Below are 25157 nucleotides of genomic sequence, written 5' to 3'. Positions count from 1 at the left end.
GGAGCGTCGCCACCTCGAGCGAACCGCCGCCCGCCGGCGGGCCCGCCGCCTCGCGTGCCAGCAAGAATAAATACGGCGCGCACGGGTAATTTACTCTCCCCGAGGAGCTCGTGAACCGGCGACGTCGCTCGACCCGCAAGTGGCGGCGGCGCGGGCAACGGGCGCAGGTCGCGCCGATTGCGACGATCCTGGGCCTCCTGCTCGTTGTCACCTTCATCGCGAACTATCTCACGACGACGCTGCCGAACCAGATGAGCGTCAACGACCTCGACCACGTGATCGAGGTCGAGAACCAACTGGGGCGGTTCCAGGCGCTCCTCGAGGCCGTGAGCCAGGCGGACGCCATCGGGGCGCAGGTGACCCAGCCGGTCACGCTCGGCTCGTCGGCGGCGCCCCCGTTCGCCGGCCCCGACTCTGGCACGATCGCGCGGCCGGCGAACGGCTCGGGCTATTCGCTCGGCTACTCGCTCTCGGGGCCGGTCAACAACGACCCGCCGACGGGCGGGACCGCGGGCACCGGCTACGTGCCGTCCGCCTGCACGCAGGCGTCCACCTCGATCAGCTGCCCGAGCCCGGGGCCCTACCACGTCTACTGGAACTATTCGAAGGTCGGGTCCACCGGCTACTCCGTGACGACCGCGACCGGCTCCTACCTCGTCAACTACACCGGGGCGGCCGGCGCGACGATCACGGTCACGACCAAGGGCGCCAACCCGCTCGACCTGCTCGTGGTCGGCAACACCACGACGGTCAACCTCCAGATGAGCGCCGGACCGAACGTGGATTTCATCGAGATCGTCGGCAACAACGACACGCTCAGCGTCGCGTCGGTGAGCTACACGTCCACGATCGTCGTCTACGTCGTCGGCGTGCACGACGTCGTCACGTTCGGCACGGTGGGCAGCGGGGCGACGCTGAACGTGGTCGCGAGCTTCTTCGGGTTCCTCGACCTGTTCTCGGCGGCCAACGCCTCGACGACGACCGGTAATCACTTCAGCGTCTACTTCACCGGCTACAATCCGACGACGGCCGCGATGAACTGCCCGGTCAACGCCATCGCGACCACCGACAAGGCCGAGGGCGGGGTATCCGGGACCGCGACCTACGGGGTGACGTTCAACACGACCACCGGCGCGAAGGGCACCGCCACGTCGCTCTGGACGGTCTCCACCTCGACGGCGAGCCTGTACTGCCCGTTCTACGCCTCCGCCACGGTGCCGTACGCCCAGGTGAGCGCCACCGGGCTCAACGTCATGCTCGCGAACACCTACATTCCGCCGGGCTACGTGGCCTTCGACTCGGGTGCGGTGGTCTACGCCCAGGACGGCGGGGTGCCGCTGATGATCGACCCGCCGGCGATCTCCTTGACGAGCGTCGCCGGCAGCGTGACCGCGGCCACGCTCTGGTTCCCGATCTTCATCGGCCAGTGGGCGACCGAGTCCGGCATCCAGACGACCGAGCTCAGCGCGCGCCTGTTGTCGGTGGACTCGATCCAGCTCTCGCCGAGCTCGCCGTTCACAGTCGAGAACAACACGAACATCGTCTTCTCCGTCACGAGCACGTTCGCCGCCGGCTGGGTCAGCTACTTCAACACCACGGCGCCGTTCGAGAACTACTTCAGCTGCAGCGGGACCTACGCCGCCTGCTACGGGCCCTTCCAGATCGGGGGCCCGCTCGGGACCGTGACGCTCACGATCCCGACCGGGATCGCGCTCAACACCTTCTCGATCGAGATCGCGACCTTCGGGGTCAGCTTCCTGTAGCGGCGCCCGCGCGCAGCCAGGCCTTGGCGCCGCGCAGCGTTCCCCAGGTCCGCCGGGTCGCGAGCCGGACCGTACCGGGCCCGTTCCCCACGTCCACCGTCCAGGCCGCGCGGGCCGCGGGAGCGTCGCGGTGATCCACCTCGGCGATCGCCCGATGGGCCTCGGCGCGCACCAGTCGGAAGCGTCCGCGGACGCCGGCGCGGTCCAGCCGGTCGCGCAGCGTCGCCTCCCACCACCGAGGGAGTGGCGGGGGAAGATGTTCCCCCGCCGCCTCGATGCCGAGGTAGCGGGGGCGCCGGGACGCAGGCCTACCGGACGAGGTCGATGACTTCCTCGGACTCGCCGGCGGCATAGCCTCCCTTCTGGCCGAGGAGGCTCGTCGCGCGCACGCCCGTGATGATCAGGAGCACCTTGATCGTGTTCTCCATGTCCTGGGAGTTCTCGACCGAGCAGCCCCAGATGATGCGGGCGCGCTTGGAGATCTTGCCGCCCACCAGGGCAGCCGCCTTCTCCGCCTCGCTGACCGTCATCGTCGGGCCGCCGATGACGCGCACGAGCGCGCCGGTGGCGTCCTTGAGCTCGACCGCTCCGAGCAGGGGCGAGGTGAGCGCCTCGGTGACCGCCTCGGTGACGCGGTCGGTCGCGCTCTCGCTCTCCCCGAGCCCGATCAGCGCGACTCCGCCGTCCTTCATGACCGTCAGGATGTCGGCGTAGTCGAGGTTGACGAGGCCGGGCTTCGTGACGATCTCGGTGATCCCCTTGATCGCGGTCATGAGGACCGCGTCCGCGAGCTTGAAGGCGGAGTCGAGCGGCATCCGCGGGACGAGCTCGAGGAGCTTGTCGTTCTGGATGACGATCGTCGTGTCGCAGACTCGGCGCAGGCGCTCGAGGCCGTCGCGGGCCTGCTCCATGCGGGCCGCGCCCTCGCCGGCGAACGGCAGCGTGACGACGCCCATCGTCAGCGCGCCCACCTCTTTCGCGATCCGGGCCACGAGGTGCGCGGAGCCGGTGCCGGTCCCGCCGCCCATCCCCGCGGTGACGAAGACGATGTGCGCGCCGTTGAGGAACTGTCGCAGCTCCTCCTCGTTCTCGCGCGCGGCCTCCTCGCCGACCTCGGGCCGGGCGCCGGCGCCCAGGCCCTTGGTGGCCCGCCGTCCGATGAGGATCTTCCTGGGGGCATGGATCGTGAGCAGGTGCTTGGCGTCCGTGTTGATGGCGCACATCTCGGCGCCCTGGATGCCTTCCTCGACGCACCGGTTGATCGTGTTCGAGCCGCCGCCGCCGCACCCGACGATTCGGATGTTGACCTTGAGCGTCTCCGCCAGCTTCGCGAGCTCCGCGTCGTCCGCGCTCCCGTAGGCCGGGGCCGCGGGCGCCGCCTTCTCCTCGACCAAGGACTGGTTCTCTTGGTGTTTCGCGATCGCTTCCTGGATGATGGACTTCATCGGAGTTCTCCCATCCCTGTTTGTCAGACGAGCGTCATACGCTCTGCACGGAGACTTTGGAGGTTGCTACATAAACATTTGCGTAGAACGGAATGGCGTCGTCCTCCGGATGCCGTTTCGCGCGGGTAGGCCGCGGCGGCGAGCACCCGGCGCTCGGGCCCCTAGCCCGGGCCCACCGCCTCCAGGTGATCGCGCGCGGTCGATACCAGCCGACCGTAGCGGTTCGCGTCGCCGGCTTCGACGGCCTCGCGCAGCTCGCGCACCGCGGCCTCGATCCGTCGATAGAGACGGCCCATCTCCGGGTTCAGGGTCTGGATGTCAAAGGAGAGCTCCGGATTCTCGGCCGCCACGACGCGCGCGGCCTGCGCCTGGCGCAGGAACGAGGTCGGCGCGAGCCGCCCGAGTGGCGCTGGTGCCCGGCCACCGCCGCCGAGCGCGGTGCCGAAGAGCAGGCTGACGGCGTGGGGGAGGGCGAGCACGTCCGCCATGATCCGGTCGTGGGCGTCGAGCGGGACGGTCGTGATCGCGAGCGAGCTCGGAGCGAAGAGGGCGACGATGCGCTCGAGGGACGCGGGATCCCCACAGTCGAGGACGAGCAGGTTGCGACCCGAGAGGCTCCGCGCGCCGGGCCCGAAGAGCGGATGCACGCTTCCGACCGGCCGGTGTCGCTCGCGCCGCCGGTGGATCGCGCGCACGATCGGAGCCTTGATCGAAAGGATGTCGAACACCACGGCCTCGCTCTCGGATTTCTCGAGTTCGCGGTAGATCGACCGGGCGACGCGCATCGGCGTCGCCACGACGATGACGTCGGCGTCCTGCGCGGCGCGGAGCAGGTCGGAGTGCACCCGGAACGGCCCCGCGCTCGTAGCAGAAGCGCGCGGGTCGACGACCCCGACGCGGTGGCCCATCGATTCTAGGAAACCGGCCATCCACGCCCCCATCTGGCCGGCGCCGCCGACGATGAGAATGTCGGTCGGATCGCTCGTCGTGGGCCGTCCCTCGCCGAGCTCGTCCTGGACCCGGACGGCCTCCTCGATCATCCAGCGGGCGAGTTCCTCGGAACGTCCGGCGGCGACCCCGCGCGCGACGAGCTCCGCGCGCCAACGCTCGAGGACCTCGCGCTCGATCTCGTAGTCGCGGACGGGTTGGCCCGCGGCCTGCTTGGCCCGTCCGATCGCGCGGGCCAGCTCGAGCCGACGTGTCACCGCGCGCTGGAGTTCGCGATCGACCTCCCGGATCGCCCGGCGGAGTTCGGCCAGCTCGCGCGTCACGCGGTCACCATCCGCCTCTCGGTATAAGGGTCGCCGAAAATCGGAACGGGTGTTTCACGACCCGCCCGAAAGGCAGCTAAGCGGCGCGTCGCTCGGCCCGGCATGAGCGCTCGGGCTCCGGCGGGCGATTCCCGGTTCTCCCGGCAGGACGTGGCGCTCCTCGCCGCCCTGGCGCTCGTCTGGGGCTCGGCGTACGTGTTCATCCGGGAGGGAATCGTGTTCGGCGCGGCCGCGCTGCCGTTCGCCGCGATACGCTACGCCCTCTCGGCCGTCGCCTTCTTCCTGCTGGCCGCGGGGCGGCGCGAGGCATTCCCCCCGCGGCGCGCGCTCCTGGTCTCGGCGGCGGTCGGCGGGACCCTCCTCATCGGCGTGTACGGCGGCTTCCTCTATTGGGGCGAGCAGTACACGACGGGCGGGTACGCCTCCGTGCTCGCCTCGACGGCGCCGATCCTCACCCTGCTGTTCGCCTGGGTCCTCCTACCCTCCGAGCGTCTTGGGCCGCTCGCACTCGGCGGCATCGCGATCGGCTTCGCCGGCGTGGTCGTCCTCGTGGTACCCGAGCTCTCCGGCAGCTCGGTCGGCACCTGGCCGGGACCGGCGTTCGTGATCGGGGCGTTCGTCGCCGCGGCGATCGGATCGGTCCTGCTCCGGCGTTTCGGCGGTGGCCGTCAGGGCCTCTGGCAGATCGGCACGCAGTTCGCCGTCGGCGCGCTCCTCATCGGGACTGCCGCGCTCGTCCTCCCGTACCCGCGGGCGGTTCCCCTGAGCGTCGGGGTGCTGGGCTCGCTGCTCTCGCTCGTCGTCTTCTCCTCGGTCCTCGGCTACTTCGTCTACTTCCTGCTGCTGCATCGCGCGGGGCCGGTCGGAGCGAACCTCGTGGCGTACCTGGTGCCGATCGTCGGGGTCGGGATCGGGTCCGGATTCTTCGCCGAGCCGATCTCGGTCTGGGAGATCGTGGGCTCGCTGATCGTCATCACGGGCGTCAGCCTCGTGATCTGGGCACCGACCCGGGGCGCGGTCCGAACTTCGTCCGCGCGCTGAAGCGTCCGCGCGTCCGGCGCGCGCTTATCTTGGGGGACCTCGTGGGCCGGGCGTGGAGGCCTACTTTCGCGCGATCGAGGCCGAGGTCGATCGCGCGTACGCGGTCGCGCGAGCGGCCCGGGCCGAGGGCTACGACCCCGAGGTCGCGCCGGAGATCCCGCGGGCGCAGGACATGGCCTCCCGGGTCGAGAAGTTGCTCGCCCATCTCGACATCGAGGGCATCGCGGACGAGATCCGGGCGCTGGCCACCCGCCTGCCACGCGAGGAGGTCGCCGTCGAGATCGCCCGCCGGCTCGCCCGCGACCCCGCGCGCTCCGGCACGATCGCCGACCGGGTCGACACCGCGCTTCGCGTCGGGCTCGCGATCCTGACCGAAGGGATCCTCGTCGCGCCGCTCGAGGGCCTCGCGGAGGTCCATGTGCGCGCCGGGCCCGACGGCGGCTACATCGAGCTGTACTACGCCGGACCGATCCGAGCCGCCGGCGGGACCGCCCAGGCGCTCAGCGTTCTCCTCGCCGACATCGTGCGACGAGACCTCGGGCTTTCAGCCTATCGGGCCGGACCCGAGGAGATCGGCCGGTTCCAGGAGGAGATCCCGCTCTACAAGCACTACCAGCATCTCCAGTACAGCCCGACCGCCGAGGAGATCGAGCTCGTGGTCCGCGGGCTGCCGGTCGCGATCTCGGGCGAGGCGACCGAGGGCGACGCCGAGGTCAGCGCCTTCCGCGACCTCGAGCGGGTACCGACGAACGGGATCCGGGGCGGCGCCTGCCTCGTCCTCGCCGAGGGACTCTGCCAGAAGGCTGCCAAGGTCCGCAAGGTCGTCGAGATTCTCGGGATCGACGGATGGGAGTTCCTCGACCGGCTGGGCCACCACGCGGAGGAGGAGGATGACGCCCGGACGCCGAAGTATCTGCAGGACGCGGTCGGCGGGCGGCCGGTGCTGGCGCATCCGAACCGGCCCGGAGGCTTCCGCCTCGTCTACGGACGGGCGCGCACGAGCGGACTCGCTGGCTGCGCGGTGAACCCGGCGACCATGGTCGTCCTGCAGGAGTTCGTCGCGATTGGGACCCAGGTGAAGCTCGAGTATCCGGGCAAGGCGAGCGCGATCGGGGTCTGCGACACGATCGACGGGCCTATCGTCGAGCTCGCGGATGGGACCGTCACCGCCGTGCACGACGTCGCGCGGGCCCGCGCGCTCGCTCCCGAGATCCGTCGGATCCTCGACCTCGGGGAGATGCTGGTCGGCTTCGGCGAGTTCCTCGAGAACAACCGGCCGCTGGTGCCGGGGGCCTACAGCCTCGACTGGCACGCCGAGGAGCTCGCCGGCGCCGGCGTCGCCGAGTCGGTGGGTCTCAACGTGACGGACTACGCCGACGCCGTCCGCCTCGCGCGGGCGCACGGCGTCCCGCTCCATCCGCGCTGGGGGCTCTTCTGGCACGACCTCGCCCCGGCCGAGATCCGGGCGCTCTCGGAGTTCGTCGAGCGGACCGGCCGCTGGACGGATTCGTCGCTGGAGATCCCCGACGACCCGTCCTGGCGCGAGCCGCTCGCCCGGCTCGGGTTCCTGTCGGCGCCTCTCCGTGGCGAGGCCCGCCGCGGCGAGCCCGACCCGAGCGCGGCGCTGGTCGGAGGCCTGGGGCTCGAGCCCGCGGACGGCCTGCTCGTGCGGCGCGCGCCGCTCGAGCCGCTCGAGCTCGAGCCGCTCGCCTACGCGAGCCGGCTCGCGGGGGTCACGCTGCGGCCGCGCGCCCCGTCCCGGATCGGCGCGCGCGTCGGCCGCCCGGAGAAGGCGTACCAGCGGGTCATGCAGCCGAACGTCCACGCGCTCTTTCCCGTCGGCGCGGCCGGTGGGACGACCCGTTCGGTCACCGAGGCCGCGCGTCGCACGCTCGCTGGCGGCACCCCGGTCGAGCTCGGGCTGCGCACCTGCCCGGGCTGCGGACGTGCGACCGTCTGGGCCCGGTGCACCTGCGGCGCCCACACCGCGCCCACCCAACGGATCGTGACCGAGCCGCTGCCGGTCGCGCGGATCTGGAACGATGCGATCGCGAGGCTGCAGCTCGCGCGCGTCCCCCCCGTGAAGGGCGTCAAAGGCCTCGCCTCGCCGGGAAAGTGCCCCGAGCCGCTGGAGAAGGGGATCCTCCGGGCCTCGCACGGCATCTCCGTCTACCAGGACGGGACCGCCCGATTCGACCTCACCGATCTGCCGCTGACCCACTTCCGCCCGCGCGAGGTCGGCACGCCGGTCGATCGACTCCGCGCGCTCGGTTACGCCACCGACTGGAGCGGCCGCTCGCTCGACAACCCGGACGCGCTCGTCGAGCTGCGGCCGCAGGATGTGGTCGTGTCCCGCTCGTGCGGTGCCTACCTCGTGCGGCTCGCCCAGTTCCTCGACGACGCGCTCGTCCGACTCTACGGGCTCCCTCCGTTCTACCGTGCGGAGCGACCCGCCGACCTCGTCGGTCAGATCGTGGTCGCCCTGGCCCCGCACACCTCGGGCGGGGTCGCCGCCCGGATCGTCGGGTTCACGGACGCGGAGGCGTGCTTCGCGCACCCGGTCCTCCACGCCGCGAAGCGGCGGAACTGCGACGGCGACGAGGACTCGGTAACGCTCCTCCTCGACGCGCTCGTGAACTTCTCGCGCGCCTACCTGCCGGCGAGCCGCGGCGCGCTGATGGACAAGCCGCTCGTCCTGACGACGCGGCTCGATCCGACCGAGGTCGACAAGGAGGCGCACAACGTCGACGTCGCGGGCCGCTACCCGCTCGCGCTGTATCGGGCGGCGGCCGAGCGGCGGCCGCCGAAGGAGGTCGAGGGCCTGGTCGACACGATCGGCCACCGGCTCGGCACGGAGCGCGCGCTCCGCGATTACGGCTTCACGCACGACACGCGCGACATCGCCGGCGGGCCGGTCCGCTCGGCCTACCGCGGCCAGCGCGGCATGCAGGACACGGTCGAGCGCTCGATCGTCCTCACGAGCCAGATCCGCGCGGTCGACGTGGCCGAGGCGGTGACCCTAGTGCTGAACGGGCACTTCCTGCGCGACGTCATGGGGAACCTCAAGAGCTACGCGACGCAGAAGTTCCGCTGCAAGAGCTGTGGCGTGTCGTACCGCCGCGCGCCGCTCGAGGGCCGGTGCGTCGCGGAGCGACCCGGCGGCGGCCGGTGCGACGGCGAGCTCGCCGCCACGGTCTTCGAGGCCTCGGTGCGCAAGTACCTGCCGCTCTCGCAGCGCCTGAGCGAGATCGACGGCATCACGCCGTACGTGCGCCAGCGCATCCAGCTGCTCGGTGCGTCGATCGCGACGCTGTTCCCGAACCCGACCGCCCAGACGACGCTCGACCGCTTCCGATCGGGCCCGGCGTCCTCGCCGTAGGCCGGCGATGACCCCGCGGCGCCCCCGGCCGCCGGCGCGTTCCCCCACCGCGGAGATCCGGCCGGTCGCGGGTCCCGAGGAGCTCGAGCGCGCGCGCGAGCTGTTCACCGAGTACGTCGCGTCGATCCGCCCGGCCCGCTTCGCGAGCCCGCCGGCCCACGTGGTCGAGGAGATCGCCGGCCTGCCCGGTGCCTACCGGCCGCCCGCCGGCACCCTGCTCCTCGCCTGGGACGGCGCGACCGCCGTGGGCGCGGTCGGGGTCCGCCCGTTGCGGGACGGCCGGGGCGAGCTCAAGCACCTCTACGTTCGCGCGCCGGCCCGCGCCCGGGGTCTGGGGCGCGCGCTCGTGCTCGCCGCCGTGGAGTTCGCCGCGCGCGCCGGCTACGCCGAGCTCGTGCTCGACACGCTGCCCGAGATGGCGGGGGCGATCGCGCTCTACGCCTCGCTCGGCTTTCACGAGGTCCGGGCGTACTGGCCGAACCCGGTCGAGGACGCCCGCTTCTTCGCGCTCCCGGCCGCGCGCACAACGTAAAAATAGCCCGCGTCCCGTTCGAGGTCGGCGGGCTTGTGGGGTAGTCTGGACTATCCTGTCGGCCTTCGAAGCCGACGACCTGGGTTCGAAATCGCGGTCGCCCGCGACGGAACTCCCAGCAAGCCCGTTCGCCCGCGCCTAGCGGAAGTAGCCCGGCGACGGGTTCGGCTCGCTCCGCTTCTCCTCTTCGGGCTTGGCGATCTCGAGGATGTCGATCGCGAGCAGCGCGGGGATCGGCACGAGCCGGATCCGGCCCTTCTCCTCGCCTCCGCCCTCGAGCTCGATGGCGAGGATGTTGTCGCCGCCGATCGAGACGAGGCCGCGGAAGAGGCCGGTCGATTCGATCGCCGTGTCGTCGGCGCCCGCCGAGCGCACCCGGACCCGAGAGCCCAGGGTGAGCGTGATCGGGGGGCGCTTGGTGGCGGCCGCCGGATCGCTCACCGGCCTCCTCGCTCGCGGCCGATCGCGCGCACGGTCGGCGGAGCGCGGGCGGGCGGGGGCACGAGCGCCATCTTGTCGACGAGCCCTTGCAGATGATTCACGGTCTCCCGGTAGCGACGTAGCGCGTTCTGCGCGTTCGCCTCGGTGAAGTCCCAGGCGCGCGCGAGGTTCCCGTAGCGGAGACGGTAGCCCTTGCGGCCCTTCCCGTCGGCGACCCCTCCGACCTCCTCGAGCAGGTCGAGGGACTTGAGTTTGTTGATGTGCCGGTAGATCGTCGGCTTGGTCGTCCGCAGGACCGCGGTGAGCTCGTCGACGTACCAGGCGCGGCTCGGATCGCGCAGGAAGCAATCGCGCACGAGGCGGTAGGCGAGGCTCTGTGCGATCGGTCCCTCGGACCCCCGGCCGTCCTCGCCCTCGGGCAGGTAGCCGATGAGCCGCAGGAACTCTCGCAGCACTTCCTCGACGTCGGCGATCGGCGTGAGCGGCGTGCTGTAACGCAACGCAAGTTCGAACGGCATGCCGATGCGGTGCCAAATCCGTACCAAGAGATAAACCGGCAGGGTTGCGGACGCCGCGCGCGCGGCGCGAAGGGATATGCGCGAGCGCGACGCTCCGCCGCCGTGCCGTCGTTCGAGCTCCTGGCCCCTTCGGGCGTCGACGAGGCGCTCGCCGCGCTCCGGAGCGCCGGCGCCGCCGGGGCGAGCGTCCTCGCCGGCGGCACGGATCTATTGATCGACCTCGACGAGGGCCGGACGACGTCCGCGCGCGTCGTCTCGCTGCGACGGCTGCCGTGGCGCACGCTCGACTGGACCGACGGCGCGCTCACGGTGGGCAGCACGCTGCCGCTCCGCGCTCTCGAGCAGGATCCCGAGGTGCGTCGCACGTTGCCCGGGCTCGCCCAGGCGGTCGCGGCGGTCGGGTCGGTCGCCCTCCGCCACCGCGCGACGCTCGGCGGCAACCTCGGGCGTGCCGCCCCGGCCTCCGACCTGATCCCGATGCTGCTCGCGCTCGACGCGGAGGTCGAGATCGTCGGTGCGGCCGGGGCGCGCCGCGTCCCCGTCGAAGGGTTCGTCCACGCCTCGCGCCGGACGGCGCTCGGACCGGCCGAGCTGATCCGGTCCGTCCGCATCCCCGGTCCGCGTCCGTCGGCCTACCGATGGCAGCGCGTGCGCCCCTCCCACGACATCAGCCAGCTCGCGGTCGCGGTCGCCTGGGTCCCCACCGCCCGTCGCTGGCGGGTCTCGGTCGGTGGCATCCCGCCCCGATCGGTCCGCCTTCCCGAAGTCGAGACCGCGCTCGGCGACGGTCGGCCAAGCGACGCCGCGCTCGCTCGGGCCGAGGAGTTCGCTCGGCGCGCGGTCGCGATCGTCGCGGACCGGCGGGCCTCGGAGGAGTATCGACGCCATCTCGTGGGGACGCTGCTGCGCCGCGCGATCGACCCGGTTCGGGACGCACCGGGGGGGCCGGGATGAACGACGATTCGCTGACGGTGAACGCCCGGGTGCTGCCGCTCGGGTCGGTGCCCGACGACGAGCGCCTTCTCGACACGCTGCGCTGGCGCCTCGGCCTCAAGGGAACGAAAGAGGGCTGCCGCACGGGCGACTGCGGTGCCTGCACGGTGCTGGTCGACGGTCACAGCACGCTGTCCTGCCTCGCGCTGACCCGCGAGCTCGCCGGGAGCGCGATCGCGACGATCGACGCGGCGGAGTCCGACCCGGACGTCGCGGCGGTCCGGACGGCGTTCGCCCGCGCCGGTGCGCTCCAGTGCGGGTACTGCACGCCGGGCTTCGTGATGGCGCTCGCCGGCCTCCGCAAGGAGCTCGGTCGCCGCGCCGGCCCTCCCGAGCTCTTGGACGGCCTCCAGGGCAACCTGTGCCGGTGCACCGGCTACGCGTCGATCGCGCGGGCCGTGACGCTCCTCGCCGAGCTCGACCCGTGAGCGCGACGATCCGTCCCGATCTCGACGTCAAGCTGCGCGGCGCCGCCGACTTCGGCGTGGACGTCGAGCTGCCGGGGATGCTGTGGGGGGCACTCGTGCGCGCGCCGGTCGCGAGCGGCCGGGTGCGCGTGCTCGATCTGGGACCGGCCCGCGCGCTGGCCGGCGTCGTGGCCGTGGGCCCGGCGGACCTCGCCGAGCTGTTGCCCGATCGGGCGGAGAGTACCTCGGAACCGATCCTGCCCCGGGAGGAGATCGCCTACCACGGGCAGCCGCTCGCCCTCGTCGCCGCGCCGACGCTGGAGGAGGCGCGGCGGGCCGCGGCGCGCGTGCGGCTCGAGGTACAGCCGGCGCCACCCCGGATCGACATCGAGGACGAGTTCCCCCAGTGGCCGCACGGCGCCGCCACCCGCTCCCCCTCGATCGTGGCGCACGTGCTCGCCCGACACGGCGACCTCGAGCGCGCCCTCGCCAGCGCGGACCGGGTCGTCGAGGAGACGTACCGCACCGCCGGGATCCACCAGGTCGCGCTCGAGGCCCACGCCTGCGTGGCGTGCGTGGACGAGGGGATCTGGCGGGTCCGCACCTCGACGCAGAGCCCGTTCGGGGTCCGGGAGGACCTCGCGGCCCGATTCGGCCTTCCCGAACGCGCGGTCGTCGTCGAGGGGACCTGGGTCGGCGGTGGGTTCGGGGGGAAGGGCGCCGCGCTCCTCGAACCGTACGCCCTCCTCCTCGCCCGGGCCGCCGGGCGACCCGTCCGGCTCGCGCTCAGCTACCGGGAGGAATTCGAGCTCGGTCGCAGCACCCTACCGGCGGTGGTCCGCCTCGCGACCGGGGTGAAGGACGGCCGGATCGTCGGGCGGCGCGTCCGCCTCCTCTTGGACGGCGGCTCGTCGCTCCCGGGAAGGGATTTCGCCGTCGGCTACTCGATCGGATTCCTCCTGGGTCCGTACCGCACGCCGGCCTTCGAGGTGGAAGGCTACGGGATCCGCACGCACAAGCCACCGTTCGGACCCCACCGCGCCCCGTTCGCGCCGCAGTGCGCGTTCGCGCTCGAATCGCACTTGGAGGAGGTGGCACGGTCGATCGGCGCCGATCCGATCGCGTTCCGATCGGCCCATGTCTGGCGCGAGGGCGACACGACGCCCCTCGGCCAGCCGGTCGGTCCGTTCGGCCTCGCGACCGCGCTCGAAGGAGCCGGCGCGCTGGCCCGTCGCTGGCGGGCCACGACCGGACCGGGCGAGGGCGTCGGGGTCGGGGTCGGCTTCTGGTCGACGAGCACCCGCGCCGGGGGCGAGGTGCGCCTCGAGCTCGCTCCCGAGCGTCTCGTGATCGTTCAGGGGGAGCGCGAGATCGGCAGCGGCAGCGTGCTCCGAGGGCTGGCCGTGGTCGGTGCGCGGGCGCTCGACCTGCCGCTCGAGCGGGTGCGGGTGGATTACGAGAGCACGGCCACGGCGCCGTTCGACTCGGGTGTCTATGGCAGCCGCACGGTCGGCGCGCTCGGGCGGGCGATCGTCGACGCGGCGGCCGGACTGCGGCGCACGCTCGCCGAGCGTCTCGCGTGCTCCGGGCCGGTCGAGCTCGGAGTCGATGACGGCGAGATCGTCGCGGTGGCCGGCGGTACGCGGCGCGCGATCCGCGCGCTCCTTCGCCCGGAAGAGGCGGCGCGCGGGATCGTGGCGGTCGGCCGGCACTACGGGCACGCGAGCGAGATCGACGAGACGCGGGTCGTCGATGGCTCGTTCTACCCGTACACCGACTTCACGGGGGCGGCCCACGTCGCGCACGTGGCGGTCGACCGGGAGACCGGGGCGGTGCGGGTCGTGCGCTACGCCGCGTTCCACGACGCCGGCGTGGTCGTGGACTCGGCGATGGCGCGCGCCCAGATCGAAGGCGGGATCGCGATGGGACTCGGCACCGCGCTCACGGAGGAGGCGATCTGGTCCGAGGACGGCCGGCTCGTGAACCCGCGTCTGCTCGACTACCGGATCCCGACGATGGCCGAGGTGCCGGTCCCCGAGATCGAGCTCATCGAGGGATTCGCCGGCGCCGGACCGTTCGGGGCGAAGGGGCTCGGCGAGCCGCCGATCGTCCCGGTTCCGGCGGCGGTCGCCGCTGCCGTACGCGATGCGACCGGTGCGCACGTCACCGAGCTGCCGCTCACCGCCGAGCGCGTGGCACGAGCGCTTAAGCTCCTCTGACGGTGCCCTGCGGCATGCCGCTTCCCGAGGGGGAGATCGGGCGGCTCGTCGCGGGATATCCGAACCCCCCCGCGATCGGGTGCGTGGGCTCGCACTCGGCGATCGACATCGCGGACGGCGCGATCGCCGAGGGATTCGGCAGCGTCGTACTGACCCAGCGGGGCCGTGAGGCGACGTACGCGCGCTACTTTCGGACCGTCCACGGGCCCGACGGGCTGCGCCGGCGCGGCTGCGTCGACGAGGTCTGGGAATACGGCGCCTTCGCCGACATCGCGAGCGCGGCGTCCCAGGAGCGACTGCGCCGGCGCGGGGTCCTGCTCGTCCCGAACCGGGCGCTGAGCTCCTACGTGCCGCTCGCGACGGTCGAGGATGATCTGCGCGTGCCGATCGTCGGCGCGCGGGCGATGCTGCGCATCGAGGAACGCACCGAGCGCGACAACTACTACACCCTGCTCCAGGGCGCCGGCATCCCGATCCCCCGGGCCCTCCCGGGTCCGGAGGCGATCGACCGCCTCGCGATCGTCAAGCTCCCGCATGCCGCCCGGCGGCTCGAGCGCGGGTTCTTCACCGCCGCCAGCCCCGAGGAGTTCCGCGCCAAGAGCCGGGCGCTCCTCGAGCACGGGACGATCGCCGCCGACGACCTCGCGCGCGCGCGCATCGAGGAGTACGTGCTCGGTCCCGTGTTCAACTTCAACTTCTTCTTCTCCCCGCTCGTCCCGCGCCCGGACGGCCTCGAGCTGCTCGGGGTCGACGAGCGGCGGGAGAGCAACCTCGACGGCCTCGTCCGCCTGCCCGCTCAGCAGCAGCTCGCCCTCTCCGAGCGCGAGCGGATCCCCGACTACCTCGTCGTCGGGCACGGATCGCTCACGGTCCGCGAGTCGATCCTCGAGGAGGTGTTCCGGCTCGGCGAGCGGTTCGTCGACGCGAGCCGGGCGCGCTACCCGCCCGGGATCCTCGGGCCGTTCTGCCTGCAGACCTGCCTCGACCGGGACGGGCGGCCGACGGTCTTCGACGTCGCCGCGCGCATCGGAGGCGGGACGAACATCCACCTCGCGGTCGGCCACCCGTACGGGAACGCGCTCTACCGCGAGCCGATGAGCTCGGGGCGCCGCATCGCGCGCGAGATCCGGCACGCCCTCGCGGACGGCCGCTTGGCGGAGATCGTGACGTGAGCGTGACGGCGACCGCCGCCCCCACGGCGCCGGCGGCGCTGCGGCGCACGGCGCTCTTCGACTTCCACGTCCGGCACGGCGCCCATCTCGTCCCGTTCGCCGGCTGGGAGATGCCGCTCTACTATTCCAGCATCCTCGCCGAGCATCGCGCCGTCCGCTCGGGGGTCGGCCTCTTCGACGTCTCCCACATGGGGCTCGTGACGGTCGAGGGCGGCCACGCGGCCGATCTGCTCTCCCGACGGACGACCGCGAACATCGCCCGCGAGGCCCCCTCGCAGGTGCGCTACACCTTCTTCTTGGAATCGACCGGGCGCATCGTCGACGACCTGCTCGTCACCCGGCTCGACCGGGGCGACGAGCTCACCCGCTCCTTCCTCGCCGTCCCGAACGCCGGGCGCGCGGACGAGATCGAGGAGATCCTGCGCCACCACCGCGGGCCCGACACGACGCTCCAGCGCTGGAACCCGACGCTCTCGCTCCTCGCGGTCCAGGGACCCGGCGCGCGCGCGCTCCTCGAAGCCGTGCTCGACTGGGACCTCGGTGCGCTCGCCTTCTACCACGCCCGTCGCTTCCCGACGGACGACTCGGGCGACGCGCGCGCCGGAACGATCGGCACCCGGATCCCATCCGACCTCGAGCGCTCGATCCTCGTCAGCCGGACCGGCTACACCGGCGAGCTCGGCTTCGAGCTGCTCGTTCGCTCGGAGACCGCGCCGGCGCTGGCCGATCGCCTCGTCGCCGCGGGGGCGGTCCCGTGCGGCCTCGGGGCGCGCGACACGCTGCGTCTGGAGAAGGGCTACCTGCTCTCGGGCCAGGAGTTCCATCGGGACCGGACGCCGCTCGAGGCGGGGCAGCAGCGGTTCGTCGAGCTCGACCACCCGTTCGTGGGTCGCAGCGCGCTCGAGAAGGAGCGCGCCGAGGGTCCGGCCCAGCGCCTCGTCGGCCTCGTCGTGGAGACGCCCGGTGCGATCCCGCGTCACGGCACCCCCGTCCGCGCCGACGGCAAGGTCGTGGCGGAGCTCACGAGCGGCGGGCTCTCCCCGAACCTCGGCCACGGGATCGGTCTCGCCTACCTGCCCAGCGCGCTCGCGGCCCCGGGGACGAGCGTGCAGCTGGAGATCCGGGGGCGTGAGGTGCCGGCCCGGGTGACCGCCCTTCCGTTCGTCCGCGCTCCCCCGGCGCGACCGTAGCTTCATAGTCGCGGGACCCCATACGAACGGGGGGCATGGCGGCCGAGGCCGGGAACGGCCGCCCGTTCGTCGGGCGGCTCGAGGCAGTCGAGGCCCTGCGACGGCGGTTCGAGGACGCCCGGGCGGGCCACGGAGGGGTCACGCTCCTCGTCGGAGAGACGGGCGTCGGCAAGTCGTTCCTCGTCCGCGAGCTCGTGCGCGACATGCACGGACGTGGCACCCGGGTGCTCGAGGGCCGGGCTCCGCCGCTCGACGCGCCCCCGCCGTTCGTGCTGATCCGCTCGGCGCTCGAGAGCGGTCGGGCGCTCGCCGACCCCAGCGCCCCGCTGATCCCCGAGGCCGCGGGCACCGACGGCTTCCTCATCGGCTTCGCGCCCCGCCTGAACGACGCGGCGCTCACCGCGCCCGTGCGCATCGAGGAGCGCCTGCTCGACGCGCTCGGGGAAGCCGACGAGCGCGGCGACGCGATCCGCGACCCGCTCTGGAGCGGGATCGCCGAGCAGTTCCTCGCCTTCACCCGGCGCGGTCCGACCGTCCTCGTCCTCGAGGACCTGCACCGGGCCGACGAGCCGTCGCTCGAGGCGGTGGAGCAGCTCGCGCGCCAGCTCCAGGAGCGGCCCTTGTGGATCCTCGCCACCGTCCGGCCCTACGGCAGCCTCTCGGAAGGCCGACGCGCTCGCCTCGAGGCGCTCGAGGCGACGACCCATGCCGGCCGCATCGTGCTGCGTCCCCTCTCCTCGAGCGAGGTCGCCGAGTTCCTCCAGCGCGAGGAGCCGGGGCGCACCTTCTCGACGGAGGAGGTGGCGCGTCGCCACTCCGAGACCGGCGGCAACCCCCTCCTCCTCGAGCAGCTCGCGCGTCGCCTCATCGGACCCCGCGAGGGCGTGGGCGGCGATGGCCCTCGCCCCGCGACCGGCTCCGGGGTCCCGGCGGTCGGCTCGCTCTCGGAGGACGAGCAGCGGGCGGTCACGGTCGCGGCGGTCCTCGGCGCCGAGTTCGCGTTCCCGGTGCTGTTGCGGGCGAGCCACGAGGAGGAGGAACGCCTGACCGAGACCCTCGACCGGCTCGTGGCGGCCGGCTGGCTCGTCGAGCGCCCGGGCGAGGTCCTCGCCTTCCCCGACGATCGCCGGCGCGCCGAGGTGTACGACCGCCTGAGCGAGAGCCGCCGGCGCCTGCTCCATCGCCACGCCGCCGAGGCGATCGAGGCGGGCGGGAACCAGGACCTCTCCACGATCTACGCGCTCGCGCGCCACTACTACCTCGCCCGGGTCGACGACAAGTCGATCGCCTACAACCGGGAGGCGGCCGACGTGGCGATCCGCTCGTTCTCCCCCGAGGTGGCGCGCGAGCACCTGGAGCGGGCGCTCGAGAGCCACCGGCGCCTGCGCCCCGACGACTGGGATGCCGAGACGGAGATCGTCATCGAGCTCGCCCGCCAGATCGACCATCAGGGCGAGCTGAAGCAGGCCGAAGCGCTCCTGCGCGAGCACCGCGCGCGCCGGGGGCTGCGCCGCCGACTGAGCCCGCACGTGCTCGCCCTCCTCGACCTGTACCTCGCCCGCATCCTGACCGACCAGGGGGAGTGGCGCGACGCCGAACGGACCTCGCGGACCGTCCTCGACTCGGTCGATCTCGCCGGCCATCCGCGCGCCCAGATGGTCGGCCGCCGGCTGCTCGGCGAGGCGCTGTACTACATGGGCCGCTACGATGAGGCGCTCCGCGAGCACGACCAGCTGCTCGCGATCGCCAAGCAGTCCGGCGACGAGCGGTCGATCGCCGCGGCGCTCCTGTGGCGGGCGAACGTGCTCGCGATGATGGGTCGCAGCGAGGGGGCGTTCGCCGAGGCGCGCGAGGCGGCGGGGACCCTGGAGCGGCTCGGGGACGCGCGGGAAGCGGCGCACGCGCACCTGTTCCTCGGCGTCCTGATCGCGAGCTCGGGCTCGATCACGCCCCGCTACTCCGAATCGATCGCCGAGTTCCAGGAGGCGATCCGGCTGGCCGAGAAGGCGCACGACGTGCGGCGCGTCGGCTGGTCGCTGTTCAACGTGGCCGACATCCTGCGCGAGGCCGGGCGCCTCGATGAGGCGACGGAGCGCAACCAGCGCTCGCGCGAGATCCTGGAGCGGATCGGGGACCGGTTCGGCCTCGTCCAGTCGCTGATCGTCCAGGGGAAGATCGGCCTCGACCGCGGCGAGTACGACCGGGCCGAGGCCGACCTGCTCGACGCCTATCGGATCGTGCGCGAGCTCAAGGCCCCCGCGGACGAGGTCGACGTCGTGCTGCGTCTCGCCCAGCTCTCCTACGCTCGGGGCGACCGCGCGAGCGCGCAGCGACGGGTCGCCGAGCTCGAGCGGCAGAACCTGCCGGTGCTGCGTCCGGACATCGCCGCCGATTTCGAGCGGCTCAAGGGCGCCCTTGCGAAGAAGGAGCCCCAGGATCGTGGCGCGGCGAGCTAGCCCTCGCGCCGCCCCCCGCGGCGCGGCGGCGCTCGCCCGTCGCGCGCTGCGGGAGGACGGCTTCGGGCGCGATCGGACGAGCCGAGCGGTCGTGCCGGACCGGGCGACCGCCGAGGGCCGGGTGGTCGCCCAGGCCTCCGGCGTCCTCTCGGGGATCCGCTTCGCCCGCGCGATCGCCCGGGCCGCCGGGCTGCGGGCCCTCGCTCGTCGCGCCGACGGTGCTCGAGTGCGGCCCGGTCTCGAGGTGCTCGTGCTGCGGGGGAACGCCCGGCGCCTCCTGGGGGCCGAGCGGACGATCCTCAACGTCCTGATGCATGCGAGCGGCGTCGCCAGCGCCACCGCGCGGGCCGTCCGCGCGGGTCGGGGCCGCCTCGAGGTCTATGCGACCCGAAAGACGCTGCCGGGCCTGCGGGACCTGGAGAAGGCCGCGGTCGCGCACGGCGGCGGGCGACCGCATCGCCGGGACCTCTCCGCGGCGATCCTCGTCAAGTCGAACCACCTCGCGCTCGTGCCGCTGGAGTCCGCGGTCCGACGGGCCTCGGGCTCGGCCCGACGGGGCGAGCGGGTGCAGGTCGAGGTCCGCTCGGCGCGCGAGGCCGTGCGGGCGGCGCGGGCCGGGGCGGGCGCGCTCCTCGTCGACAACGCCTCGCCCGCGCGGGCCCGCCGGATCGTCCGCGCGCTCGAGACCGCCCGACTGCGCCGGGGACGGTGGGTCGAGCTCTCGGGCGGGATCGTCCCCTCGCGCGTCGGGGCGTACCGGGGCACGGGGGCCGACGCGGTGAGCCTGGGCGCGCTCACGCATTCGGCGCCGGCACTCCCGTTCCACCTCGTGCTGCGCCCCGCCCGCTTAAGACGGCCGCCTCCCTAGAACGGCCGGGGTCGCCATGTCGCTCGAGGCCGAGGTGCTCCGCTTGAAGGAGGAGCGGAACGCCGTCCTCCTCGCCCACAACTACCAGCGGCCCGAGGTCCAGGACGTCGCCGACTTCGTGGGCGACTCCCTGTACCTCTCGCGTCAGGCGCGCCAGGCGGACCGGCCGGTCATCGTCTTCGCGGGCGTGCGGTTCATGGCCGAGACCGCGAAGATCCTGAACCCGAGCCGGACCGTGCTGCTGCCCGACCTCCGGGCCGGCTGCGGGCTCGCGGACGCGATCACGGCCGAGCAGCTGCGCGCCTGGAAGTCCGAGCACCCCGGCGCGGTCGTCGTCGCCTACATCAACACCTCGGCCGAGGTGAAGGCGGAGGCCGACTTCTGCTGCACGAGCTCGAACGCGGTCCAGGTCGTCGAGCGGATCCCGCGCGACCGGGAGATCCTGTTCCTGCCCGACATGTTCCTCGGCGACTACGTCCGCCGCCGGACCGGCCGCTCGATGCACCTGTGGGTCGGGGATTGCCCCGTCCACGCGCGCCTGCGACCGGAGGACCTGGCGCGGGCCCGGCGCGAGCATCCCGGCGCGTCGATCCTGGCTCACCCGGAGTGCGGTTGCGCCTCGGAGGCGCTGCCGCACGTCGACCGCGTGCTGTCGACGGACGGGATGGTGCGCTTCGCCGAGGAGACGCGGGCGCCCGAGGTCCTGGTCGCGACCGAGGTCGGGATCCTCCACCGGATGCGCCGGCTCAACCCGACGACGAAGTTCACGCCGCTCGACGCCGGCACCGTCTGCCCGTTCATGAAGGAGATCGACCTCGCGGATGTCCGCGACTCGCTCGCGCTGAACCAGTTCGAGATCACGGTCCCCGAGCCTACCGCCGGGCGGGCCCGCGGGGTCCTCGAGCGGATGGTCGCCGCGTAGCGGCGTCGGTCGCCCCGCTCCGGGCCGTGGCGCTGCCGGCGTGACCCGCTCCCGGTGTTCCTCGACCTGCCGGTAGCCGATGGGTTCACCGACCGGGCGACCGATGGGATCGCCTCCACGACGTTCGCGTGCGAGGCGGGCCGGCGCGCCTCCGCTGGGAGCGTCGTCCTCCCACGAGCACGAACGCGCGGGCTCCGGATGGCTTCGCTGGTGGGGGGTGGCAGCGTGAAGAGGCCGGGCCCCTGCCCGGGCCGCGGTGACGGCCCGCCGGGTCTTGGACTGGCTCCTCGAGGACGCACAACCCTCCGTGCGCTATCGCGCCCTCACCGAGCTCCAAGCACGGGCCCCGGACGATCCCGAGGTCCGCGCCGCCCGCGCGCGGATCCCGAGCCACGGCTGGGCCGCGGAGATCCTGGCCCGTGCCTCGCCGGAGGGATGGTGGACGAGCTCCGACGGTTTCTACTGGCCGAAGTACACCGCGTCCAACTGGCAGCTCCTCCTGCTCTCGGAGCTCGGCGTGACGCGGGAGATGCCGGGGGTGGATCGCGCGGTGGAGCGCTGGGTGTCGTTCGCCAAGACCCGCTTCGGCGGCGCGGGGACGGGGGCGCCGCACCACTGCGTGGTCGGGAACATGGCCCGTGCCCTCCTCCGACTCGGCTACGTCGACGACGACCGGGTCCGGCGGATGCTCGAGTGGATCACCGAGAGCGCGGATCCGAGGGGAGGCTGGTCGTGCTTCGGGAAGGGGCGCAACCTCGACTCGTGGGAGGGCCTGAGCGCGCTCGCCGCCTACCCCAAGGCGAGGCGCTCGGCCGCGATGCAGCGGGCGGCCGACGCCGGTGCGGAGTTCTTCCTGGAGCGCGAGCTTCACCGCCAGGGCGCGCGCTACCCTCCCTGGTACCGTTTCCACTCTCCGGTCCACTACTACTACGACGTGCTCGTCGGCCTCGACATGCTCACCGCGCTCGGCTTCGGCGCGGACCCGCGCCTCCGCTTCGGTCTGGGGTTGCTCCGCTCCAAGCGACGCGCGGATGGCCGGTGGAACCTGGACGCGATCCATCCGGACGTCCAGGGAAGCGCCGCCCGATGGTACCGGGACCACCCGAAGCAGCGGCCGACGCCGCTTGCCCTCGAGCCCGTGGGCCGCCCGAGCAAGCTGCTGACCCTGACCGCGCTCGGGGTGCTAAGGCGCGTCGGGGGCTGAGCGCCTACAGGTGCGGCCAGAGCGGCCCGCCGTGCTCCGTCCAGAGCCGGTAGGCGCCGCCGAAGAGGATGACGGCGCCGAGGAAGACCACTCCGATCGCGAGGAACGAGGGCTTGCGGCTCAGGTAGAAGGTCGCGCTGAGCGGGTTGAGGCGGGTCGAGAGCAGCGAGCCGGCCGAGACCAGCAGGGCGAAACCCAGGAACGCGGTCACGAGGAGCGAATAGGAGGCGAGGTAGAGGCCGATCACCACCAACGCGACCGCGACCGGGATCGCCGCGTTCGAGCGGGCGTGCTCGAGCTCCACCGGGCGGGCGCGCACCGTGCGGGTCGGGCGGGCCACCGACACGCCCGTGCCGTCCGCCATCACCCTACAAGAAGCCGGGCGTCCACCGGCAGCCCGCGCCGTCGAGACAGGGTCTTAAGAACCCCCTCTCCGTCTCGCTCCCCGTGCCCGACGGCCCGCGACGCCCCCTCGGCCAAGACCCACCCGCTCGGGGGTCCCCGGCCCACGTGCCGGGTCCCGGGCGCCGTCCCGGACCCGTCGGGGAGGGTCGCCAGCGCCTTCCCGAGCCCCCGGCGTTCCGGGGGGACGCCCTGAACGCCGCCCGGGCCTGCGGGAGCTGCGCGGCTCCGATCCGAGCCTCGGGGGCGGTCCCCCGATGCTGGGGGTGCGGCCGTCCGCTCTGCGCGGACTGCTACTGGCGCCACGGACTCGAGCCGTCGGCCCACCGCTGCGCCAGCTGCCTGGCGAGCGCCACCAGCGCGGCGGCGACGTCGGGGGGCCGTGCGACGCCCACCCGCACCGGATTCACGCCGGTCGTGACGCCGCCCAAGACCGCGTGACGTTCGACCGGGCCTGCGCGTTGCGCACGTCCGCCTTTCCGGCGCCGGCCCGGCGGGCGAAACCGATCGCGACCGGGCCGCTCGGGTCGTCCTTCCCGCGGTCGATCCCGGTCGGGACGTGGAGCGCGACCCCCGCCTCGCGCGCCGCGCGGGCACCCGAGGAGTCGAGCCGCTCGGGCCCCGGCCCGACCTCGATCGCGGCCGCGTGGCGCCGCGCCCAGTCGATCCAGCCGGAGGCCGAGGGCCCGACCTCCACGTGCGCGACCAGCGCCGGCGCCGGCGCGGCGAGGTCCGCGCTCGGCGGCCCGAGGGCGCTGGCGAGCGGCCGCACGATGAGGTAGTCGTAGCGGAGCCCGGAGCCGGCGGCGGGGACGCCCCCCGGCCCGACCTCGAGCGCACGGCCGACCGTCAGCCCCCGGCCTCCGGCGGAGGCGAGCCGGGCCAGCGCGGGCGGGGCGACGGTGGTCACGGAACCGTCGGCGTCCGCCGACCCGACCACGACGCCGAGGTACGCGAGATGCGATCGGCGAGCGGCGGCCACGAGCGCCTCCACCTCCCGGCCGCCGGCGTCGGCGGGAAGATGCGCGTGGAGCTCGCCGGCGAGGTCGCCGGGGGCGACGAGCTCGGGGAGCGGGCCCTTGGCCGCCGCCTCGATCTCGCCCCGATCCTCCCGCAGCTCGGGCGGGATCCACGTGAGCCGCAGGGCGGCGTACATCTCCGCCTCCGTCCGGCCGCCGATCCGCTCGTCCCCGCGGAAGATCCCGTACTCGTTGATCTTGAGCCCCCGATCCCGGGCGATCGAGCGGAGGTGGACGTTGTGGTCCTTGGAGCCGGTGAAGTAGAGGAGCGCGGCCCCGAACGCCGCGGGCTCGACGACGCGCAGGTCGACCTGGAGACCGTTCGTGAGCTCCACGGTCTCCTTCGTCCCACCGCGCAGGCGCACGGTTCGGACCTCCGGAAGGCCCGAGAACGCGTCGAACACACGCTCCGGCGCCGCGCTCGTGGCGAGCACGTCGAGGTCGCCGACCGTCTCGCGAGAGCGGCGGAAGCTTCCCGCGATCTCGACCGCGGTCGCGGTCCGCGACGCCCGGAGACCGGCGAGCAGGCCCGCCGCGATGGGATAGGCCTCCTCGATCGGCATCCGGGCCGAAGCGGTCCCCCCGCCAGCGGCCGCGAGCGCCGCGCGGATCTGGCCGATCTTCGTCGGCCCGAACCCTTTCATCCCCTCGAGCTTCCCCGCGTCGATCGCGGCCGCGAGCTCGGCGGGTCCTTCGACCCCGAGCTCGGTCCAGAAGCGTCGCGCGGTCTTCGGACCGAGGCCCGGGAGCCGCAGTAGCTCGAGCACTCCGGGGGGCACCTCCTGGCGAAGCCGATCGCGGTAGGCGATTCGGCCGGTCTTGAGCAGCTCGCGGATCTTCTCCTCGATCGCCTCGCCCACGCCGGGGATCGTCCGCAGCTCGTCGCGCCGGGCGATCGCGGAGAGGTCCTCGGTCAGGCTCTCGAGCGACCGCGACGCCCGCCGGTACGCCTCGGGCTTGAACCGCTCGCCGAGGACGTCGAGGAGGTCCGCGATCTCCCGGAACGCCTCCGCGACCTCGGCGTTCGTCGGCATCGCCCGCGGGAACGCGGCGAGGTCGGTTGAGGTGTTCGGGCTCACGGATCGAGCCCGGCACCAGCGTCGATCCACTGCCGGCGGCCGTGCGGACGGAACCCCGCGCGCTCGTAGAGGCGGCGTGCTCCCGCCCGGTCCTCCCGGACGTACAGCGCCAGGGTCGCTCCGTCCTTCCGCCCGGCCGCGACCGCGGCGTGGACGAGCGCGCTCGCGATGCCGCGACCGCGGGCGGCCGGGGCGACGTAGACCCCTCCGATCAGCCAGACCGTTTCGCCGCGGACCGCGGCGCGCGCCACCCCGAGCAGCTCGCCTCCTTCGAAGAACCCCCACATCGTCTCGCGCTCGGGATCGAGTCCGGGGTACTCCGCGGTCTCGGGATCCCGGTGGGCCCGGACGAACCCGTCGAGCGGGAGTCGGTCCGCGGTTCCCAGCCGGCGCACCTCGTTCGAAGCCTCCACGGCATCTTCGGGCCCGCTGGGGGGCGCGGCGAGCACGAGCAGCGGCCGGACGCTCGCGGGACCCCGCACCCTCTCCACCGCGCCGACGACATCGACCGGCGTGATGGCGACCAGCGGCCGCGGGGGGAGGGCGTCCGCGAGCGGACCGGCCGCCCCGCGAGCGCCGACCCAGTGCACGATCGGGGCGACGGGATGCCCGAGCCAGATCAACAGGTAACCGACCGGGCCGTCGGGACCGATCGCGGAGACGAACCGCACGCGCTCCGGATGCCGATCGAGGTCCCACAGCGCGAGCGCGTGGGCGATGGGGTCGACTCGCGCCGCGCGCTCGAGCCACGAGCGGTCGACCGTCGGCCGGAGCTCGATCTCGCCCTCGCGCACGCCCGAGGTACGCCTCCGGGCTAGTTAGCCGAGGTCGGGACG

Annotated in this window: 21 protein-coding genes and 1 tRNA gene; 14 read left to right on the top strand and 8 right to left on the bottom strand. The window is 73.3% G+C overall.

Features of this window, described 5'->3' with window-relative positions:
• Window positions 1-110 precede the first annotated feature (110 nt).
• Window positions 111-1763, top strand: coding sequence for a hypothetical protein (locus VEL82_03830; protein ID HXW66991.1), 1653 nt, complete (start codon window positions 111-113; stop codon window positions 1761-1763).
• Here VEL82_03830 and VEL82_03825 read toward each other — a convergent pair.
• From VEL82_03825 to VEL82_03815, 3 genes are all read right to left on the bottom strand, one after another.
• Window positions 1750-1935, bottom strand: coding sequence for a hypothetical protein (locus tag VEL82_03825; protein HXW66990.1), 186 nt, complete (start codon window positions 1933-1935; stop codon window positions 1750-1752). The genes VEL82_03830 and VEL82_03825 overlap by 14 nt on opposite strands.
• A 136-nt stretch (window positions 1936-2071) precedes the next feature.
• Complete coding sequence (ftsZ, locus tag VEL82_03820) at window positions 2072-3208, bottom strand: cell division protein FtsZ (protein ID HXW66989.1); 1137 nt, start codon at window positions 3206-3208, stop codon at window positions 2072-2074.
• A 161-nt stretch (window positions 3209-3369) separates the two neighbouring features.
• The gene (locus VEL82_03815; GenBank protein HXW66988.1) at window positions 3370-4479 is read right to left on the bottom strand and encodes a prephenate dehydrogenase/arogenate dehydrogenase family protein; all 1110 of its coding nucleotides are present in this window, start codon (window positions 4477-4479) and stop codon (window positions 3370-3372) included.
• Between the two features lie 102 nt (window positions 4480-4581).
• On the opposite strand from VEL82_03815, the gene VEL82_03810 reads away from it, so the two are divergent.
• From VEL82_03810 to VEL82_03795, 4 genes are all read left to right on the top strand, one after another.
• Window positions 4582-5520: an EamA family transporter gene (locus tag VEL82_03810; protein HXW66987.1), complete on the top strand. Its 939-nt coding sequence runs from the start codon at window positions 4582-4584 to the stop codon at window positions 5518-5520.
• A 52-nt stretch (window positions 5521-5572) separates the two neighbouring features.
• Complete coding sequence (polC, locus tag VEL82_03805) at window positions 5573-8899, top strand: DNA polymerase II large subunit (protein HXW66986.1); 3327 nt, start codon at window positions 5573-5575, stop codon at window positions 8897-8899.
• A 7-nt stretch (window positions 8900-8906) separates the two neighbouring features.
• Window positions 8907-9431, top strand: coding sequence for a GNAT family N-acetyltransferase (locus VEL82_03800; GenBank protein ID HXW66985.1), 525 nt, complete (start codon window positions 8907-8909; stop codon window positions 9429-9431).
• Window positions 9432-9460: 29 nt separating this feature from the next.
• Window positions 9461-9558: transfer RNA gene (locus VEL82_03795), tRNA-Arg, on the top strand.
• Window positions 9559-9569: 11 nt separating this feature from the next.
• Here VEL82_03795 and VEL82_03790 read toward each other — a convergent pair.
• Entirely contained in the window at window positions 9570-9872 is a 303-nt protein-coding gene (locus VEL82_03790) for a hypothetical protein (GenBank protein HXW66984.1), read from the bottom strand.
• Window positions 9869-10390 (bottom strand): transcriptional regulator, encoded by a 522-nt coding sequence (locus tag VEL82_03785; protein ID HXW66983.1) that lies wholly within the window; start codon window positions 10388-10390, stop codon window positions 9869-9871. The genes VEL82_03790 and VEL82_03785 overlap by 4 nt, the downstream gene beginning before the upstream one ends.
• A gap of 102 nt (window positions 10391-10492) precedes the next feature.
• On the opposite strand from VEL82_03785, the gene VEL82_03780 reads away from it, so the two are divergent.
• From VEL82_03780 to VEL82_03740, 9 genes are all read left to right on the top strand, one after another.
• Window positions 10493-11344: an FAD binding domain-containing protein gene (locus VEL82_03780; GenBank protein HXW66982.1), complete on the top strand. Its 852-nt coding sequence runs from the start codon at window positions 10493-10495 to the stop codon at window positions 11342-11344.
• Window positions 11341-11811 carry a 2Fe-2S iron-sulfur cluster-binding protein gene (locus tag VEL82_03775; GenBank protein ID HXW66981.1) on the top strand — a complete coding sequence of 157 codons (471 nt, stop codon included), beginning with the start codon at window positions 11341-11343 and terminating at the stop codon, window positions 11809-11811. Before VEL82_03780 ends, VEL82_03775 begins: the two co-directional genes overlap by 4 nt.
• Window positions 11808-14009 (top strand): xanthine dehydrogenase family protein, encoded by a 2202-nt coding sequence (locus VEL82_03770; GenBank protein HXW66980.1) that lies wholly within the window; start codon window positions 11808-11810, stop codon window positions 14007-14009. The genes VEL82_03775 and VEL82_03770 overlap by 4 nt, the downstream gene beginning before the upstream one ends.
• Before the next feature lie 14 nt (window positions 14010-14023).
• Window positions 14024-15181, top strand: coding sequence for a DUF1297 domain-containing protein (locus VEL82_03765; GenBank protein HXW66979.1), 1158 nt, complete (start codon window positions 14024-14026; stop codon window positions 15179-15181).
• On the top strand, window positions 15178-16371 hold the full coding sequence (gene gcvT / locus VEL82_03760) for a glycine cleavage system aminomethyltransferase GcvT (GenBank protein ID HXW66978.1): 1194 nt from the start codon (window positions 15178-15180) through the stop codon (window positions 16369-16371). The genes VEL82_03765 and gcvT overlap by 4 nt, the downstream gene beginning before the upstream one ends.
• A 35-nt stretch (window positions 16372-16406) precedes the next feature.
• On the top strand, window positions 16407-18827 hold the full coding sequence (locus tag VEL82_03755) for an AAA family ATPase (protein HXW66977.1): 2421 nt from the start codon (window positions 16407-16409) through the stop codon (window positions 18825-18827).
• Window positions 18811-19695: a carboxylating nicotinate-nucleotide diphosphorylase gene (nadC, locus tag VEL82_03750; GenBank protein ID HXW66976.1), complete on the top strand. Its 885-nt coding sequence runs from the start codon at window positions 18811-18813 to the stop codon at window positions 19693-19695. The genes VEL82_03755 and nadC overlap by 17 nt, the downstream gene beginning before the upstream one ends.
• Window positions 19696-19711: 16 nt before the next feature.
• On the top strand, window positions 19712-20617 hold the full coding sequence (nadA, locus tag VEL82_03745; GenBank protein ID HXW66975.1) for a quinolinate synthase NadA: 906 nt from the start codon (window positions 19712-19714) through the stop codon (window positions 20615-20617).
• Window positions 20618-20873: 256 nt separating this feature from the next.
• Window positions 20874-21821, top strand: coding sequence for a hypothetical protein (locus tag VEL82_03740; protein ID HXW66974.1), 948 nt, complete (start codon window positions 20874-20876; stop codon window positions 21819-21821).
• 4 nt (window positions 21822-21825) lie between these two features.
• Here the strand turns inward: VEL82_03740 and VEL82_03735 are convergent, their stop codons facing one another.
• From VEL82_03735 to VEL82_03725, 3 genes are all read right to left on the bottom strand, one after another.
• Complete coding sequence (locus VEL82_03735; protein HXW66973.1) at window positions 21826-22185, bottom strand: hypothetical protein; 360 nt, start codon at window positions 22183-22185, stop codon at window positions 21826-21828.
• Window positions 22186-22629: 444 nt separating this feature from the next.
• Window positions 22630-24321, bottom strand: coding sequence for a helix-hairpin-helix domain-containing protein (locus tag VEL82_03730; protein HXW66972.1), 1692 nt, complete (start codon window positions 24319-24321; stop codon window positions 22630-22632).
• The gene (locus VEL82_03725) at window positions 24318-25115 is read right to left on the bottom strand and encodes a GNAT family N-acetyltransferase (protein ID HXW66971.1); all 798 of its coding nucleotides are present in this window, start codon (window positions 25113-25115) and stop codon (window positions 24318-24320) included. The genes VEL82_03730 and VEL82_03725 overlap by 4 nt, the downstream gene beginning before the upstream one ends.
• Window positions 25116-25157: the final 42 nt, after the last annotated feature.

The organism is Thermoplasmata archaeon, assembly GCA_035622275.1.
Taxonomy (GTDB): domain Archaea; phylum Thermoplasmatota; class Thermoplasmata; order Lutacidiplasmatales; family UBA184; genus Lutacidiplasma.
Note: the sequence above shows the minus strand (reverse complement) of the source record. Positions and strands in the feature narration are given on the sequence as shown.